Annotated in this window: 16 protein-coding genes; 6 read left to right on the top strand and 10 right to left on the bottom strand. The window is 39.9% G+C overall.

Features of this window, described 5'->3' with window-relative positions:
* Positions 1–31: 31 nt before the first annotated feature.
* Entirely contained in the window at positions 32–463 is a 432-nt protein-coding gene (locus ESZ36_RS04700) for a GlcG/HbpS family heme-binding protein (RefSeq protein WP_011045612.1), read from the bottom strand.
* A gap of 390 nt (positions 464–853) precedes the next feature.
* Positions 854–1,642, bottom strand: a complete 789-nt coding sequence (locus ESZ36_RS04690; protein WP_146784209.1) for an IclR family transcriptional regulator — start codon at positions 1,640–1,642, stop codon at positions 854–856.
* A gap of 608 nt (positions 1,643–2,250) precedes the next feature.
* Between ESZ36_RS04690 and bhcB the strand changes: the two genes are divergently transcribed.
* The 5 genes from bhcB (at position 2,251) to ESZ36_RS04665 (ending at position 6,957) form a co-directional block, all read left to right on the top strand.
* Complete coding sequence (gene bhcB, locus ESZ36_RS04685) at positions 2,251–3,228, top strand: beta-hydroxyaspartate dehydratase BhcB (RefSeq protein WP_146784206.1); 978 nt, start codon at positions 2,251–2,253, stop codon at positions 3,226–3,228.
* 123 nt (positions 3,229–3,351) lie between these two features.
* Positions 3,352–4,500, top strand: coding sequence for a 3-hydroxy-D-aspartate aldolase BhcC (bhcC, locus tag ESZ36_RS04680; protein ID WP_146784203.1), 1,149 nt, complete (start codon positions 3,352–3,354; stop codon positions 4,498–4,500).
* A gap of 60 nt (positions 4,501–4,560) precedes the next feature.
* Positions 4,561–5,583 carry an iminosuccinate reductase BhcD gene (gene bhcD / locus ESZ36_RS04675; RefSeq protein WP_146784200.1) on the top strand — a complete coding sequence of 341 codons (1,023 nt, stop codon included), beginning with the start codon at positions 4,561–4,563 and terminating at the stop codon, positions 5,581–5,583.
* A gap of 248 nt (positions 5,584–5,831) precedes the next feature.
* Positions 5,832–6,257 carry a GNAT family N-acetyltransferase gene (locus tag ESZ36_RS04670; RefSeq protein WP_146784196.1) on the top strand — a complete coding sequence of 142 codons (426 nt, stop codon included), beginning with the start codon at positions 5,832–5,834 and terminating at the stop codon, positions 6,255–6,257.
* Positions 6,258–6,399: 142 nt separating this feature from the next.
* Positions 6,400–6,957 (top strand): YbhB/YbcL family Raf kinase inhibitor-like protein, encoded by a 558-nt coding sequence (locus tag ESZ36_RS04665; RefSeq protein ID WP_146784193.1) that lies wholly within the window; start codon positions 6,400–6,402, stop codon positions 6,955–6,957.
* 60 nt (positions 6,958–7,017) lie between these two features.
* On the opposite strand, the gene ESZ36_RS04660 is transcribed toward ESZ36_RS04665, so the two are convergent.
* From ESZ36_RS04660 to ESZ36_RS04650, 3 genes are all read right to left on the bottom strand, one after another.
* On the bottom strand, positions 7,018–8,157 hold the full coding sequence (locus ESZ36_RS04660; protein ID WP_146784191.1) for a PepSY-associated TM helix domain-containing protein: 1,140 nt from the start codon (positions 8,155–8,157) through the stop codon (positions 7,018–7,020).
* 293 nt (positions 8,158–8,450) lie between these two features.
* Complete coding sequence (locus ESZ36_RS04655; RefSeq protein WP_146784189.1) at positions 8,451–9,698, bottom strand: malic enzyme-like NAD(P)-binding protein; 1,248 nt, start codon at positions 9,696–9,698, stop codon at positions 8,451–8,453.
* Positions 9,699–10,057: 359 nt separating this feature from the next.
* A complete protein-coding gene (locus ESZ36_RS04650; RefSeq protein WP_146784185.1) occupies positions 10,058–10,885 on the bottom strand; it encodes an outer membrane protein OmpK in 828 nt (275 codons plus the stop codon).
* Between the two features lie 183 nt (positions 10,886–11,068).
* Between ESZ36_RS04650 and ESZ36_RS04645 the strand changes: the two genes are divergently transcribed.
* Positions 11,069–12,190, top strand: a complete 1,122-nt coding sequence (locus ESZ36_RS04645; RefSeq protein WP_146784182.1) for a pyridoxal-phosphate-dependent aminotransferase family protein — start codon at positions 11,069–11,071, stop codon at positions 12,188–12,190.
* Positions 12,191–12,435: 245 nt separating this feature from the next.
* On the opposite strand, the gene ESZ36_RS22805 is transcribed toward ESZ36_RS04645, so the two are convergent.
* From ESZ36_RS22805 to ESZ36_RS04615, 5 genes are all read right to left on the bottom strand, one after another.
* Positions 12,436–12,702, bottom strand: a complete 267-nt coding sequence (locus ESZ36_RS22805; protein ID WP_246128988.1) for a hypothetical protein — start codon at positions 12,700–12,702, stop codon at positions 12,436–12,438.
* A 74-nt stretch (positions 12,703–12,776) separates the two neighbouring features.
* Positions 12,777–13,202, bottom strand: a complete 426-nt coding sequence (locus ESZ36_RS04635; RefSeq protein WP_146784179.1) for a CBS domain-containing protein — start codon at positions 13,200–13,202, stop codon at positions 12,777–12,779.
* 152 nt (positions 13,203–13,354) lie between these two features.
* Positions 13,355–13,981: a TetR/AcrR family transcriptional regulator gene (locus tag ESZ36_RS04630; RefSeq protein WP_146784177.1), complete on the bottom strand. Its 627-nt coding sequence runs from the start codon at positions 13,979–13,981 to the stop codon at positions 13,355–13,357.
* Positions 13,982–14,501: 520 nt separating this feature from the next.
* On the bottom strand, positions 14,502–16,688 hold the full coding sequence (locus tag ESZ36_RS04620; RefSeq protein ID WP_146784174.1) for a malate synthase G: 2,187 nt from the start codon (positions 16,686–16,688) through the stop codon (positions 14,502–14,504).
* Positions 16,689–16,691: 3 nt separating this feature from the next.
* Positions 16,692–17,891 carry a urate hydroxylase PuuD gene (locus tag ESZ36_RS04615; protein ID WP_146784171.1) on the bottom strand — a complete coding sequence of 400 codons (1,200 nt, stop codon included), beginning with the start codon at positions 17,889–17,891 and terminating at the stop codon, positions 16,692–16,694.
* Between the last annotated feature and the right edge of the window lie 59 nt (positions 17,892–17,950).

Genomic DNA, 17,950 nt, shown 5'->3' with positions numbered 1-17,950 from the left:
TTTGAGTGTAAGCTCACTTTCGCCAGATTAGTTAGCCATAGGTTTTACTAAAACTATCAACACCTGCTTGTGCACAGCCTAAATCTTGCTCGGGTGAACCTGAACTCACGCCAATGCCACCAACAACGCTGCCATTAAAGGTGATAGGCAAACCACCGCCAACAATACACATACGGCCACCTAAAGCAGTATGAATACCAAATAAATTATTTTTATGTCCTGGAATACAGGCTTTATTAAATTCGTGGGTACCCTTACGCGCTGATGCCGCGGTAAATGCTTTGTCTTGCGAAATGGTAATGCTGTGTACTTTACCGCCATCCATACGTTCAAAGGCAATTAAATTACCTGATTCATCTACTACGGCAATGCACATAGGTACGCCGAGTTCATTGGCTTTATTCACCGCGCCGTCAATTATCGTTTTTGCTTCCGTTTGGTTTAGTCTATTTATTGTCAACATAGTTTCCACTCTTTAATTTTAAATCTGGTATATACCCAAGCCACTTCAAAATGCTTGTTCAGGATAATGAGCAACACATGAGCAAGGCGCATCTTTTTATTAATGGTTATTCCATTAAAAACAGACGCAACGAAGTTCATGAATTGCTCAGAAATCCCCAAAGGGTTGGTTTAGAAAGCTTTTTGGCCGCGTTATTAATTTTGAGAAGGGAAGAACCATTCTCTTCAATCAATGCCTTACCTAAAACGTTTATAATTCCAACTGAATCATGCAGTTGGAAGTGGTTTGGGTATAAACCCAATCTCCATTATGATGGGGGGTGGGTATGCCGCAGAGATAAAATATTAGCGGTGAGAAATACCCTTGCTGGTGTAAATTTATATATTTTGCTTAATTGGTCTCTTTGATTGGCTGTTGGTTTTTAACAAAGCCAAGTTCAATGGAAATTGATTTACCTGCTTTGACTAAATGTTTGACCCATTCATCTTTACGTCTATCAATCGGTGCTGACACTGATAATCCGGCAACAACTTCACCGTATCTGTCATATAACAGCACACCAATACAACCTACACCTATTTCGGCTTCTTCATTGTCATAGGCGAAGCCTTGTTCAACACAGCGCATACATTCACGCTCTAAGCTTTCTATTTCTGAAAATGTTTTACGGGTATAGGTTGGCAAGTTTGTGCGATGAGCATATCCACTAATGCCTTCACTTCCTTCCATGCCTAACATCATTTTACCGACACCTGTTACATGAAGCGGCGCACGGCTACCAATAATTTGTTGAACATGCATCATTCTGTTGGGAATGGCCTTTTCTACGTAAATAATCACATCACCTTCACGCGTGGTGAGGTTAATGGTTTCACCAAATTTATCTCGAAGTTTTTCCATGTAAGGTATTGCTACTTTACGAAAATCCACGTGTTGAGATTGATAATTGCTGAGCCTAATGAGTCGGCCACTTAACTGGTACTTGCCTGAATTGTCCCGATCAACAAAATGATTATCGATAAGGGAATGTAATATGCGAAAAGCAGTAGATGGCGCTAAGTTAGTATCAGCACTAAGCGCCTTTAATGTTACCGGCATGGTATAGCGTGATATAGCGTCTAGTAATGTGGCTGCTCTATCTATTACTTGAATGCGAGATTCTGGTTTAATTTTAGTCATAATATTACCGCTTATTTACAGGCTCAGTTTTAATACCAATCAAACTAACTAAGTGATCTTTTTAAATGGTCTAAACATCCAATAACATTGTTGCTCTCAATCGCAGTAGCCAGCTATTGCTCAATCAAGCGTTTTGTTCTTGAAGGTTTACTCTCATTAAAATTTGACCCATTACTTATTTGAATTGCTATAACATCTCTTTTCTTGACTCATGTGTCAACTTTATATTTTACAATTTTTAATATAGAGCTAAAACCGACAAAAACCATCATTAATTCGAGTTTGTCGATTTCACATCGTGGAATCTGTAGATTTCCTTGAACTCAGTATTCATATAGCCCCTTATTTATCAGGGGTATGCATAGTGTTTTACCATAATAAAAAACTGATATTTCACATGGTGGAATTCATCTTGTTTGCCTGAACCAGCTGTTTTCCATAAGGTGAAATTGAAGCAAAAAAATTAGTTACAGATTAAACATCATCTACAAATTAAGAGTCACCTTGAGACTCATATAGATACATACGACTTACCACACGATTAATGTCACGGCTAAAACCACGACTAACATGACGGCTAATACCGCAAGAGATATTAAGAGGAACCTATGAGCAGTTCACCTAAACCAACCATGAATATTCCAAGCTATGAGGATGTACTCGTTGCCCACGAACGTATTAAACCCTTTATTCACGAAACACCCGTATTAACCTCACGTTTCCTAAATGATTTAACAGGTGCTGAGCTGTTTTTTAAATGTGAAAACCTGCAAAAGGCAGCTGCTTTTAAAGTGCGCGGTGCCTGTAATGCTGTTTTTGGTTTAACAGACGCTGAAGCAAAAATTGGTGTTGCTACACATTCATCAGGTAACCATGCTTTATCGTTATCTTATGCAGCCGGACGACGTGGCATACCCGTTACCGTAGTGATGCCACGTACAGCGCCGCAAGCTAAGAAAGATGCTGTCATTGGCTACGGCGGAATCATCGTTGAATGTGAGCCTTCTACTAGCTCACGCGAAGCCGTATTTGCTGAAGTTGTTGCCGAATCAGGTGCTGATTTTGTTCATCCTTACAATGATCCACGCGTTATCGCAGGTCAAGCCACTTGTGCTAAAGAACTCGTTAATCAAGTCCTTAATTTAGATACTGTGGTTGCGCCAATTGGCGGTGGCGGCATGATCTCAGGCACCTGCTTAACACTATCTACTACTAATCCGACAATAAAAATTTATGCGGCAGAGCCTTTGAATGCTGATGATGCTGCGCGCTCATTTAAAGCCGGTCATATTATTGCCGATGATGCTCCAGAAACAATTGCCGATGGTCTAAAAGTTCCACTTAAAGATCTAACTTGGCATTTCGTTAAAAATCATGTCACCGATATTTTAACGGCAACCGAAGACGAAATTGTCGCGGCAATGAAGCTTATTTGGATCCGCATGAAAATTGTAGTGGAGCCAAGCAGCGCGGTAACCCTAGCTATTATTTTGAAAAACCCCGAAGTATTTAAAGGCAAGCGTATTGGGGTAATTCTCACTGGCGGTAATGTCGATTTAGATAAATTACCGTGGATGAATAAATAAGCCGACAAGTACCACAGTAAAAAATAAAACGAATTCAAATTTCGGTTCAAGTTCAAATTAAAAATCATACAAAAGCTCAATCTAAAAATTATCTAAATATTAATTAAAATTATGGAGAAGAAGATGACAACAGTAAACGATTTAGAAGTAGGTTATGACGTTCCGGCACTTCCAGGTATGGATGAAGCGGACATTCAAACACCTTGTTTGATTGTTGATTTAGACGCTTTAGAGCGCAACATTACTAAGATGGGACAATTCGCTAAAGAGATGGGTGTTCGCCATCGTGTGCATGGCAAAATGCATAAATCTGTCGATATAGCACTTCTACAAGAGAAACTGGGTGATAGCTGTGGTGTATGTTGTCAAAAAGTATCAGAAGCCGAAGTTTTTGCGCGTGGCGGTATTAAAGATGTTTTAGTGTCTAACCAAGTACGTGATCCAGCAAAAATAGACCGTTTAGCACGTATACCTAAACTTGGTGCTCGCACTCTTGTTTGTGTTGATGATATTGAAAACGTTGCTGAATTAGCGGCTGCGGTTAATAAACATGACACGCAAATTGAATGTTTAGTTGAAATTGACTGTGGCGCGGGTCGTTGTGGTGTAAGTGAAGGTCAGCCAGTAGTTGATATCGCTAAAGCGATTGCCGCAACACCGGGTTTAACTTTTTCTGGTATTCAAGCTTACCAAGGCGCTATGCAGCACATGGAAAACTTCCAAGAACGTAAAGAGAAGATCGATATCGCTGTTGGTATGGTTGCTCGTACAATCGACATGCTTAAAGCAGAAGGGCTTGAGTGTGACATCGTTGGTGGTGGCGGTACAGGTTCATATTACTTTGAAGGCAATTCAGGTGTTTTCAATGAATTACAATGTGGTTCTTATGCATTTATGGACGCCGATTACCAACGAATTCATGATGAAAAAGGTGAACGAATTTCAGAATTTGAAAACTCATTATTCATCTTAACGTCTGTTATGAGTCACACCAAAGCTGACAAAGCTATTTGTGATGCGGGTCTTAAAGCGCAATCAGTAGATAGTGGTTTACCGTACATTTTTGGTCGTGACGATGTTGAATACATTAAGTGTTCTGATGAACATGGTGTTATTTCAGATGCTAACGGCGCATTAAAAATTAATGAAAAGCTAAAACTAGTACCAGGGCATTGTGATCCAACGTGTAACGTTCACGATTACTATGTTGGCGTACGTAATGGCAAAGTTGAAACCTTATGGCCAGTTTCTGCACGTGGTAAAGCGTACTAATAAGCTATTTATGCCCTCAGTCTTTGTTGAGGGTTTTGCTATTTTTCTAGGACATTAATTATGAGTGATTCAAAAGAAAACCATTTACCAGAAAGCTCTTTACCAGTTAAAAAAGGTGTATCTGTAGTTTCAGAAGCGGTATGCCAAGAAGTGATGGGTAGAGCCGATGCTTTTACTGCGGTAGAAAACGTGTTTTCTGCTATGGCTAAAAATACCGCCTACAATTTTCCGGTAATACGTGAAGCCATTGGCCATGCGGATGCTCTCTATGGTTTTAAATCAGGCTTCGACCGTGACGGTATGGTGCTAGGTTTAAAATCAGGGGGGTACTGGCCAGGTAATGTGCAAAAAGACCTGACTAACCACCAATCCACCGTGATTTTGTTTGACCCTGATACATGCCAGTTAAAATCCCTTGTTGGCGGCAACTACTTAACTGCCGTGCGTACTGCTGCCTCTTCTGCTGTTTCTATCGCGCATTTAGCCCGTAAAGATTCAAAAGTGCTAGGTATGGTAGGTGCAGGTCATCAATCTACTTTTCAATTACGTGCTGCTGTTGAGCAACGTGACTTTGAAAAAATTGTTTGCTGGAACTTCCACCCTGAACAAATACCTAACCTTGCCGCAGTGGCTGAAGAATTAGGTTTACCGTTTGAATCAGTAACGCGTGAAGAACTTTGTGCTCAAGCGGATGTCATTATTACCATTACTTCAGCTTTTGAAGCGTTAATAGATAAAGACTGGATCAAGCCAGGCACTCACATTGCGTGTATGGGAACCGACACTATAGGTAAGCAAGAAGTTGATGCTAAATTACTGACAGTAGATAAGGTCTTTACTGATGAATTAGCGCAATCAATTATGCTGGGTGAAGCCCAACATGCGATTGCACAAAAACTCATTCATCAGAGCGATATTGTGCCAATTGGTGAAGTGATTAACGGCACTAAAACCGGCCGTACTTCAGCAGAAGATATTACCTTGTTTGATGGTACTGGTGTTGGCTTACAAGATTTAGCTGTAGCCTCAGTAGCTGCTGAATTAGCTGAAGCTAAAGGGCAGGTTACTTACTTCAACTTATAACACTACTTTTTAGCCAGATAAATTAATAAATAAGCCTTTTCAAGGGCAACAATTCACTATGGCTGTTTATTCATTTAAACAGTCATTTTTTGCTGTCTAAAATTAACTCGTTAACAACATAATCCTAAAAAAGTCCTGAAATAAAAGTGATGTTAATTATGTGAAATTATCAGCCATTAAGTTAACGTAGTAATAGACTTTGATTTTCTTATTAGAGCGTACAATTACGCTCGCTAGAATAAATGGAGATGACAGTGTTAGCAGATAAATTTTGCTTAAAATTAGAAAGCCCAACGGTTGCAGACTTTTTGACATTACGCAGTAGAGTGGGATGGGGCGATCTTGATGCGAACCTCGCCGAAAACAGCTTAAATAACAGCTTGTTCCATGTGAACATTCGACACGAGAACCAACTTGTTGGTATGGGAAGAGTCGTTGGTGATGGCGCTATGTATTTTTACATTCAAGATGTGATTGTAGACCCAAGCTACCAAAAAATGGGTATTGGCGCGGCGTTAATGGATCAGATAGAAGACTATTTATCTGATGCCACTAACCAAGGTTCTACTATTGGTTTGTTGGCTGCACAGGGCAAAGAGGCCTTTTATAGTCGTTATGGTTACACCCAAAGACCTAATAGTTCTTTAGGTCACGGCATGTGTAAGTTTATATAAAACTCACCAAACAGAACGGTTAGGGCGAAACTTGACGGTATCTAGACTATAAATTATGTGGGATATCGCTAGAATACTTAGCTATAGTTAATCATCCATTGCTAACCACCAATGAGCAATTCATTAATTAAGGTTCATCATTATGTTTAAGCCGTTCACATTAGTTGCATTACTCTTCGTAGGTCTTTCATCAGCCGTTTTCGCAGAGACACTTAAATTATCTAGCCAGGATATTGCTGATGGAGAGTTCATGTCTAAAGCCCAAGAGTTTAATGGCTTTGGTTGTGCCGGTGGTGACTTATCGCCACAGCTAACATGGTCGGGTGTACCTGAAGGCACGAAAAGTTTTGCGATTACGGCCTATGATCCTGATGCACCGACAGGCAGTGGTTGGTGGCATTGGCAAATAGTGAATATTCCTCATACTGTGACCGAAATAGCCGCAGGCGCCGGCAGTGCTAAAAATGACTTAGCACCCGAGGGCAGTGTGCAAATAGCCAATGATTTCGGTTACCGAGGATTTGGTGGCGCTTGCCCGCCAGAAGGTCACGGAGTGCATCATTACCGCTTTACCGTACATGCATTATCGGTAGAGAAGCTAGAATTGCCAAAAGAGGCGTCAGGCGCGTTAACGGGCTATATGATTAATGCGAACACTATTGCGACAAGCACAATAGAGTCTTTATATAAACGCGACTAATACCACCATTTAAGTAGAGCCACTTAAGGATCTACTTATACCAACCTTATTAAGTCATAATTAATTTACTTGCGCGGATACAGTGCCACTTACTTTTCGACTATTTTTCCAACGTCTCCAAGAAAGCATCGCGCCGGTATACACTAACAAGCATGCAAACAACGAAGCCAAACCTGCAATAGTTTGTCCAAATGGCCCAAAGACTTCACCAGTATGAAGAAACCTAATATAGCTGCGTAGCTTGCTATAGTTAGATAGTTGTTCAAATGTTTGTTCTTGAACCACATCACCTGTTGAGGAATCTAATAATATCGAAACACGTTTTTGTGGTTCACCACCATTGCCCATATCCACACGGTAAATTTTGCTGTTAGTCGGGGCATTATCCAATGAGAATTGAATGCTTTGCCACTGTGGGTAATATTGTCTTATTTTGGTTAATTGCTTAACAATAGGCAGAAGTAATTCACCTTGTTGAGCTGAAACTTCTACAGGCTTAGCGAGCGAAACTGATTCGGTAGATACATAGTTTTTAAGCGTTTGACCTGGCCATTTGTATGAAAAAAATACCGCAGTAACCACCACTACAAAAAGTACCGGCGCGATATAAATACCAAAAACATTATGCCATTGATAATTTCTCGCACTCTTGTTTGGGTAATTTCCAGACAAGGTTAACCTTTGCTTGAATGCTCTGTTGTTAAATCGTTTAGGTAGCCATAAATAAAGCCCTGAAAGAATTAAAACAATAAAAATGATATTGGCAATACCATTAACCTCTCGCCCGGTTTGACTGAATTTTCCATCGAAGGTTAGCCAACGATGAAAAGCTCTTAATTTACGGAAAAAAGTTTTGGTGCCTTGACCGGGTATCGCTATTTCTGCCCCCGTATAAGGATTAAGATAAGCTAATGTTTTTCTGCCATCTTTAATAATAATCGGTGCATTGGGCTGATTTTCTACCACAACTTGAGCGACTTTTTTGCTTGGGTATTGTTTAGCTATAATTAAAAGCTGTGACAGGGGCAATTTTTTATTTGATGCGATTGGTGCTTCAGGATAATCGCTACGTTCGGCGGTTTTAATCATCTGACGTTCATAGGTTAATGCAACACCCGTGAGAGACATTAAAAAAATAAAAATAGCAGCACTACAGCCTATTATTAAATGCAGCCAAAAAAAAGTTTTTCTTATATTCATGAGTTTACCTAAAGCTAGCACTGAAAAGCCCTGATATATCCCTGAGCTAGAAAACAAGGTAAGTCTTTTATGGACTTAATACGCGTTTAGATAACATTGCAGGGGGAGCTTTGTCAGTATTGAAGTGACATTTTGAGGATTGTAAAACATTTTTATAAAATAAAATATAATTGGATGCGAATGATTCGTTATTAGATGTGTTTTTTGCAGATATCATGATCTAGTTATAAAAGATGGCTATAAAAGCCGCTAAAAGTAGCGGCTTTTTCGATTAAATGAATTAAGGCAGTAGTTTAGATTTCATTCATATAACCATCAGGTAAAGGCAGTGCAGCAACGCCTGAGTCAACCGCAGCTTTGGCAACGGCTAAGGCAACGTTTTTGCATAACCTTGGATCCATCGGGCGAGGGATAATGTAACCTTTACCAAAGGATAATTCCTTTTCATTACTTGCTTTTAAAACACTTTCCGGTACATCTTGCTTGGCTAGCTCTCTAATCGCATGGACCGCAGCTATTTTCATTTCGTTATTAATCTTACGCGCTCGTACATCTAAAGCACCGCGGAAAATAAAAGGGAAACATAAAACATTGTTCACTTGATTTGGGTAATCAGAACGACCTGTTGCCATAATTAAATCACTTCTAACACTGTGCGCTAATTCAGGTTTTATTTCAGGGTCTGGGTTAGAACACGCAAACACAACAGGGTTGTCTGCCATTTTCTTTAGCTGATCAGTGCTAAGTAAGTTAGGACCAGAAACACCAATAAAAACATCAGCGCCTTCAATGACATCATCTAAGGTTCGTTTGTCGGTGTTGTTGGCAAAACGGGTTTTATATTCAGATAAATCATCACGGCGGGTATGAATAACGCCTTTCGTGTCGAGCATGTATATTTTTTCACGCATTGCGCCACATTGAATTAGCAACTCCATACATGCAATAGCAGCTGCACCGGCACCTAAACAAACGATATCAGCTTGTTCAATTTTCTTATTTTGAATTTCTAGGGCATTAATCATGGCAGCAGCCGTCACGATAGCAGTACCGTGCTGGTCATCATGGAATACCGGTATTTTACAGCGCTCATTTAATGCTTTTTCAATGATAAAACACTCGGGTGCTTTGATATCTTCTAAGTTAATACCTCCAAAACTATCCGCAATAGCAGCCACCGTATTGATGAACTCTTCAGGTGTTTTATGCGTTACTTCAATATCGAACGAATTAATGTCTGCAAAGCGTTTAAATAATAAGGCTTTACCCTCCATTACTGGCTTAGATGCCATCGGCCCTAAATTACCTAAACCTAATACGGCAGTACCGTTTGAGATAACGGCAACGGTATTGCCTTTTCCTGTGTATTTATAAACATCGTCAGGATTTTTGGCGATTTCTCGACAAGGCTCAGCGACGCCAGGACTATAGGCTAGTGATAAATCAGCACTTGTTTCGGCGGGTTTTGTGATAGCAATGGCAATTTTTCCAGCCGTTGGTAAGGCGTGATAATCCAGTGCTGCTTGTTTAAAATCAGACATTATTGACCTACTTCTTATAGTGTTAAGGTTAGAAATTAAGACGGTAATCAACGCTTTCTTTGGGGAACATGTTGAATACCAAAATTAATCCGTTTGGTATGAGTTGTCGTAAAGTTATATCGTTGTTTTTGTTTTAATAAGCTTCAGATAAATCAGTGAAATGCACCTTTCATCAAGAAAGTCCCCTAAGACCTGTTAGCAAGGGTATAAGTAGGGTTGAAGAGTGCAAAATACTGCGCCACAGTAGTGGGGTTCAGTATGGCGTTTTCAAAAAATGTGGATAGTAAAAAGGCTGCCAATAAACACAATGAAATTGGCAGCTTATTTTAATTTACGGGTATAAATAAATTAATTTGGTATTAGAAACGCCATACAGCAAGAAGTTGTGCAGCGTTATCATCAGTACCTTTCTCACCTAGTTTGTTTTTCCAGTATTGGTATTCAACACCAACGAATAAACGCTGTGCTTTATGGCCTAATACTTCACCTAAATCTAAGCGAATTTGTGGTTGAAATAGAATCCATGATTCGAGCTCTGTTGTGCCAAAATTATTAACTTGAGTACGGCCGTCAATGTATTCTAAATGACCTTCAATGCTCCAGCTTGTTGAACCAATTTTAAAGGGATATGCCCAAGCAAAATCAACCATAAAGCTAGAGTCTTCATCAACTACGGTAAATACAGGAGAATCTGCACTGCCACCACCTTGATGGATATAACCAGTAACATCAATTTGCGCAAAGGCAAAACCGGGTAAATCTAAGGCGAATCTCACACCAGGTAATACCCAAGCACTGTCTACTTCAGGAGCGAAGTTAAAACCAGCAACAATACCAATATCTTTTACTGGGCCAAAGCTAAGATCATTACCACTAATTGCGCCTAAGCTAAAGTTTGAATACCACTCGCCGTAAAGCTCACTTGAATCTGCTACTGGGAAGTTAGCATCATTATTTACGGAGTAACGAGAATAATCCATAAAGAAGAAGTTATCGCCGTATTCCCAGCCACCTGCATGTTGGAAAGTGATGATAGTAGTGTCAGCGGTGCCACCGGTACCTACTCGTTCTAATTCACCTAGTGCTTGTAATTGTACTTCTGTATTTCCCCAGATCTCTGCTGAAACCATTGGCGCATTTAACGCAGCGGTTAATGCGAGGGCGGTAAGTGGTGCTGAAATTTTCATATTGTCTCTCTCAATGTAATTTTAGTTATGATTTTAATTTTAATTTTAATTTTTTTCAATATGTCTATGTTTCATTGTTTTTCGTAACTTGACACATGTGTCAGGTTGCGATTTACTACGATACATCAGGTTGTTTTATAAACACAACTAAAAATTAAAACTAAAATAGAAGGTAAAGCAATTATGACATTTAAATCATTCAATCCACCACAAAGAATTTTAATGGGCCCTGGTCCTTCAGATGTAAGTGCACGAGTATTGTCCGCATTGGCTAGGCCAACGATTGGTCATCTTGATCCGTTATTTATCAATATGATGGATGAAGTAAAAACGCTACTTCAATACGCGTTCCAAACCAAAAATGAATTCACTATCGCCTTATCAGCACCGGGTTCAGCCGGGATGGAAGCATGTTTTGTGAACTTAGTTGAAGCGGGCGACAAAGTGATTGTTTGTCGTAATGGTGTTTTTGGTGACCGTATGATTCAGAACGTTACCAGAATAGGTGCAGAGGCCGTGGTTGTTGACTCTCCTTGGGGGCGTGCAGTTGAAACGCATAAGGTAAAAGCCGCGTTACATGACCACCCAGATGCTAAATTCTTAGCCTTTGTTCATGCAGAAACCTCAACGGGTGCGCTGTCAGATGCTAAAGCCCTATGTAAAATGGCTCAAGAGCATGATTGCTTGACGATTGTCGATGCAGTGACATCATTAGGAGGCGTAGAGCTGAAAGTGGATGAATGGGGCATAGACGCTATCTATTCGGGTACGCAAAAATGTATGTCTTGTGTACCAGGCATATCGCCCCTTTCCTTTAGCCCTAAGGCTGTAGCAGTCGTACAGAATCGTAAAACTCAAATACAAAGTTGGTTCTTAGACCAAACGTTAGTGATGGGCTATTGGTCTGGTGAAGGTAAGCGTAGTTACCATCATACTGCCCCAGTAAACTCTTTATATGCCTTACATGAAGCCTTGGTAATGCTTCATGATGAAGGCTTAGAAAATAGCTGGGCACGTCATAAAACACAGCACGAAGTATTAGCTAAGGGACTGAAAGAGTTAGGTATTGAGTTCATCGTACCTGAAGAAGAGCGCTTACCTCAGTTAAACGCTATCTACATTCCTGATGGTGCTGATGATGCTAAAATACGAGATTACCTATTAGAGCACTACAATCTTGAAATAGGTGCTGGTTTAGGTGCTTTTGCTGGTAAAGCATGGCGTATCGGTCTTATGGGACATGCGGCTAAAAGCGAGAATGTTGCCTTATGTTTAACGGCTTTAAAAGACGCGTTACACCAATAAAACCTTAGAAAAGAGTTTTATTAATGAAAAAAGACCATCTTTCGATGGTCTTTTTTTTCATATAGTGAAAATCAAAGGGCTTTTTTATAAAAATTTACGCGTTAAGTTTTCACTATGTGAAACATAAAGGGCTTTTTTTTGTGTTGAATCGGATGTTTTTATAGGAAGAAGTGCCACGTTTTTGCTTTTTCTACTGGTTGAATTACTGAATGTCTGTCATCGCAGCTTAGTTACGAACATCATAATCACGATTTTGAGGGGGACACGGCAGCGGTTCTATTAACCACACGCCGTTTAGTACCATAAAAGTTAGGGTCTGTTGACCTTTCGAGATTGTTTTTGCAGCTATTTGTTGGGTATTTATACAAGGAAGAGGCTTTGTCATGTGGTTGTTCCACATAAAAAGGCGATAACGCGGTAAAAATGACCAACAAATGCTGTCCGAAGGATTCGGCTAACAGCGTCTTACTCATTGTTGAGTAGGATTTGCTTAGAACGACTAGGCTACACACTACTCGCCGCGATTAAAACGCTTTACTCTCTTTAAAAAAGCGAACAAAATTTAACCGCGAAAGATCAACAAACCCTAAGATTTAGGTGAGTTTACTTTACTATAAAGCCACTTAATTATGTCTCGAGACGTTATAACTCCGACAGGCTGATTATTGCTATTGATTACGGGAAGACAGGACATGCCGGTATCATGAAAGGTTTTTATTGCTTCACTAAAAGGGCTGAATTGTTTGATGGCGACTAATTTTCTCGAGACAATTTGATGAACGCGTTTATTTAACATCGCCAAATCTTTCTCATTGGCGGTGGGTAACTCTATATTTGAATTTGTTGCTTTTAAATAATCTCTTTCGGAAATAACAGCTACCAGTTCATTTTTACTATCTGTAACCATTAAATGGTGAAATTTATGCTTAATAAATAGTTCTCTAACAACAGATAATCTGTCATCTAAATCTATACAAGTGACTTCTTCACTCATTATCTCTTCAATTTTCATAGGTTAGTTTCTATTATTTATTCGGGACTGTTGAACTTTCAAAACTAAGATGACAGTAAGCTTTTCAATAAATCATGTCAACAATGCCAGTAAAGTTGTTAGTGCAGGTGAAGCACTCTTTTAACTTTGTGAAAGAAACGCAACTATCCGGCTTAAGATAAACCACAGCCTTTGAGGATGATTGAAGTCAGAGACTGAACTACATCATCAAAATCATCATCGTTCATTGCCTCTTTACCAAAACCTGCCAATACTTGCACATTAAAGTCAGCATAATGCTGTGTGGAACTCCAAATAAGGAATAACAAGTGATGTGGGTTGATTACGTCTATTTGGCCTTGTTTAACCCAGGTTTCAATGATGGTGATTTTTTCATCTAACCATTGCTTAAATTCGGTATGTAAATAGTCTTTAAGAATAGGCGCGCCATGAATTACTTCACTGGCAAATATTTTTGAACCATCGGGATCATGCTTGGCATGCATGATTTTTTCATGAATATAAGCAGTAAGAATTGTTTTAGGATCATCATCAATACTTAAGGTATCGAAACTCGTATTCCAACTGACAATTATTTCAGAGAGTAATTGCTGATAAAGATCAGTTTTGTCATCGAAATAATAATGAATATTTGCTCGAGGAATATTTGCACGTTCAGCAATGCGCTTAATTGACGCGCCTTTAAAGCCATGTGTAACAAACTCTGTTTTGGCCGCCGTTAAAATAAGCGCAACATTCCTTTGGCGAACTTGCCCTACAGATTCTTTTTTTACCGACACAAATACCTCATGACTTCATTGATGATGCAGGAAATAATTTTATAACAAATGTTATCTGGCAGCTATAGTCTTGATGATAAATACTTTGACTTAATCGCGCTATTAGTTGATTGAGGCTATTTATGATTTTTATTATCTCATCAATGAAAAAGCCACATTACCTGCGTTGCAAATAATGTGGCTATTAATATACCCGTTCCACTTGAAGATGCAGGATTCAGCTGGAATTAGTAACGCCTTTAGGCAAGGCATTGATTGAAGAGAATAGTTATTCTATTGTCGAAATCAATAACGCGGCATAAAGCGTTTCTAAACCAGCCCCTTGGGGAAGGCTGAGCAAATCATACTCTGCGTTACATTTCTTTTTAAGGGCGCTACATGGATGGTGTTTTTAGAGAATGCAGGAGCATATTCTCCTGAATGACCCTTAATAAAAAAATGCGCCTTGATTATCAATCGCTCAAGCTTCCTGAAACGAGCATCTTCAAGTGGAGCGGGTATATAACTTTTAATAAAACGATTACACGGCTTTAACTTCCTGTCGCCTTTGATGTAATAACGGTTCGGTATAACCACTTGGTTGTTCTTTGCCTTGGAAAATAAGATCCGCGGCGGCTTTAAAAGCAATACTTTCACCAAAATCTGTCCCGATAGCAATGTAGCTGCTATCGGCAGCATTTTGTTGATCGACAACTTCAGCCATGCGCTGTAGTGATTCAAGTACTTGGCTTTCACTGATCACACCATGATGAAGCCAGTTGCAAACATGTTGACTTGATATTCGTAAGGTTGCTCTATCTTCCATGCGGGCTATATTGTCGATATCAGGTACTTTTGAGCAACCAATGCCTTGATTTACCCAGCGAACCACATAACCCAGTAAACCTTGAATGTTGTTATCTACTTCTTTTTGAATTGCCGCTATTGATAATTCAGTTTGATTTTTCAGTAAAGGGATAGTCAATAACTCGCTTAAATCATCAATGGTTCCCGGTAAAGAAAACTCGGCTTGCATGGCACTTTGAATCTCTTGCACATTGACTTTGTGGTAATGCATTACGTGTAACGTAGCGGCAGTAGGTGAGGGAACCCAAGCACAATTTGCGCCTGATTTTGGATGGGCTATTTTACTGGTAACCATTTCCGACATTTGATCCGGTATTGCCCACATGCCTTTACCAATTTGCGCCTTACCTTGCAGGCCTGCTTGCAAACCAATTCTGACATTTCTATTTTCATAGGCTGTTATCCAGGGTTCATCTTTCATCAAGGCTTTTTGAGCCATAGCACCCGCTTGCATACTGGTATGAATTTCATCACCGGTGCGGTCTAAAAAACCCGTATTAATGAACGCAAGGCGTGTTTGGGCAGCGCGAATACACTCCTTTAGATTGGCAGAAGTGCGGCGTTCTTCATCCATGATTCCCATTTTTATGGTGTTTTGGGCTAAACCCAAATGACGTTCAATGGCACTAAATAAATCATGACTAAAGGCGACTTCTTCAGGGCCATGCATTTTAGGTTTTACAATGTAAATGCTGCCTTGTTTAGAGTTCTTAAATTTCGAGGTGCCCTTTAAATCGTGCAGTGAAATTAAACTGGTGATGAGGCCATCAACAATACCTTCAGGTACTTTTTCATCCTCCGCTGTGACAATAGCATTGGTGGTCATTAAGTGGCCTACATTACGAATGAATTGCAGGCTTCTTCCCGGTATGGTGATTTCTTTTTGGTCAGGCGATAAATAGTTGCGGTCATGGTTTAAGGTACGGGTGATGGTTCTAGTGCCTTTTTGAATAATCTCAGCAAGATCACCTTTCATTAAACCTAACCAGTTACGATAAACCGAGGTTTTGTCCGAGGCATCTACCGCGGCAATAGAGTCTTCACAGTCTTGAATAGTACTTAACGCGGACTCTAACACCACATCTTTAACAGCAGCGGCATCGGTTTTGCCAACAACATTGTCTTTATCTATTTGGATTTCAATGTGTAAACCATTATGACGGCAAAGTAGCGTAGAGGGATCACCTGTTGAGCCGTTGTAGCCAACAAACTGTTCGGCATCTTTTAACTGCACTTGTTCACCCGTGAAAAGGGTCACAGTAAAGGTTTTTTTTACGATATGGTACTTCACGGCATCAATATGACTACCACGGGTTAACGGTAAGGTTTCATCTAAAAATCGGCGCGCGTACGCTTGTACTCTACGTCCACGAACAGGATTGAAATCTTTCGTTTGTTTAGCGCCATTATCGTCACCAATAACATCGGTACCATATAAAGCGTCATACAAACTGCCCCATCGAGCGTTCGCGGCATTCAGGGCAAATCGTGCATTCATCAAAGGCACTACAAGCTGAGGGCCCGCGATAAGGGCAACTTCATCATCAACATTTTGAGTAGAGATAGTAAAATCTGCTTTCTCTGTGACCAAATATCCTATTTCCTTTAAAAACAACTCATAGCGCTGTTGGTTAAAAGGTTGGTTTGCTGAGTCAGTATGCCAAACATCAATATGCGCTTGTAAACTAGCTCTTGTCGCTAATAGCTGTTGATTACGCGGAGTAAACTCAGCTAAAACTTCAGCAACAGAATCCCAGAAGTCATCGGCATGAATATTAAGACCAGGCAATATTTCATGATTGACTAAATTCACTAAACAGCCTGCAACCTTATAACCGTGCTTGATTGTTTTTTGCTTCATTTCTTATCCTTTATCTTTTTCTTTACTTAACCAAAGAGCCAACGTTAAGCGTTCTTCCTCTGTCATTTGGGTTTTGTTCATAAATGGCATGTCTTTAGAGTTAACAACGCGCGCTTCAATTCTTGGTGCCCATTGTTTGATAGAAGCAATGTCTGAAAAAATAACGCCACCTTGAGGAGATTTAAATACATCATCAGTTGGTGCTTCTGAATGACAGGCACTGCAACGGGTTTCAATAATATGTTGTACTTGCGCATTACTAACACCTTGCTGTTTTTGTTCAGCAGATAGTTCAACTGTCTTTGGAGCAATAGCATAGGCAAGCACAATAGTGGCGAGAATAGAGCTCATTAATATCATAGGTTTTTGCTTACCAAAATGACGTAAAACAAAATACTGACGTATGGCTGCAGTGATTAATATGATGGCCATTAACACTAACCAATTTGCACTATGGTTATAGGTAATTGGGTAATGATTTGAAATCATAATAAACAACACGGGTAAGGTGATATAGGTGTTGTGCGTTGAGCGTAACTTGGCGTTAAGGCCATATTTAGAGTCAGGCGTAGCACCTTCTTCTACCGCTTTTACTAAGGCGCGCTGTGATGGCATAATGCCGAAAAATACATTGCCAGCCATGATGGTACCTAAGATAGCACCCATATGCATGTAAGCACCACGGGCACTAAATACCTGGGTTAAGCCGTAAGATAAAGCTGTAGCAATAGCGAATAAAATAACGGCTAACACTAACCCGTGGTCTTTAAGTTTTGTTCGTACTAATAACTCATAACTACCGACACCAATAACAATCGAGCCTAGCCCTAAACCAATAGCTTGCCATTGAGTTAAATCTTTCACGCGCGGATCAATTAGGTAAGACTCAGCGCCAACATAAAACATAAGCGAGAGTAGTAAGAAACCTGTGATCCAAGTGGTGTAAGCTTCCCACTTAAACCAATGTAATGTGGTTGGCATTTTAGGTGGTGCTAATTTATATTTTGCTACTTCATAGAAGCCACCGCCATGAATGGCCCAAAGATCACCTGAAATGCCTTTTTCAGCTTTTTCTTCGGGTGGCTTTTCAAGATGGTTATCTAACCAAACAAAGTAAAATGATGCACCGATCCAAGCGATACCAACGATAAGATGTGCGAAGCGAATGATTAGATTTAACCACTCAGTGATATACGGGTCCATAGTCTTTCCTTTTGTACGCTTACCTTGGGTAAACGTTTTATAATTTTATGATTAACTAG

Origin of the sequence: Colwellia demingiae (assembly GCF_007954275.1) — a bacterium.
GTDB lineage: Bacteria > Pseudomonadota > Gammaproteobacteria > Enterobacterales > Alteromonadaceae > Colwellia > Colwellia demingiae.
The sequence above is the reverse complement of the archived record's forward strand: the minus strand, read 5'-3'. Positions and strand labels throughout refer to the sequence as shown.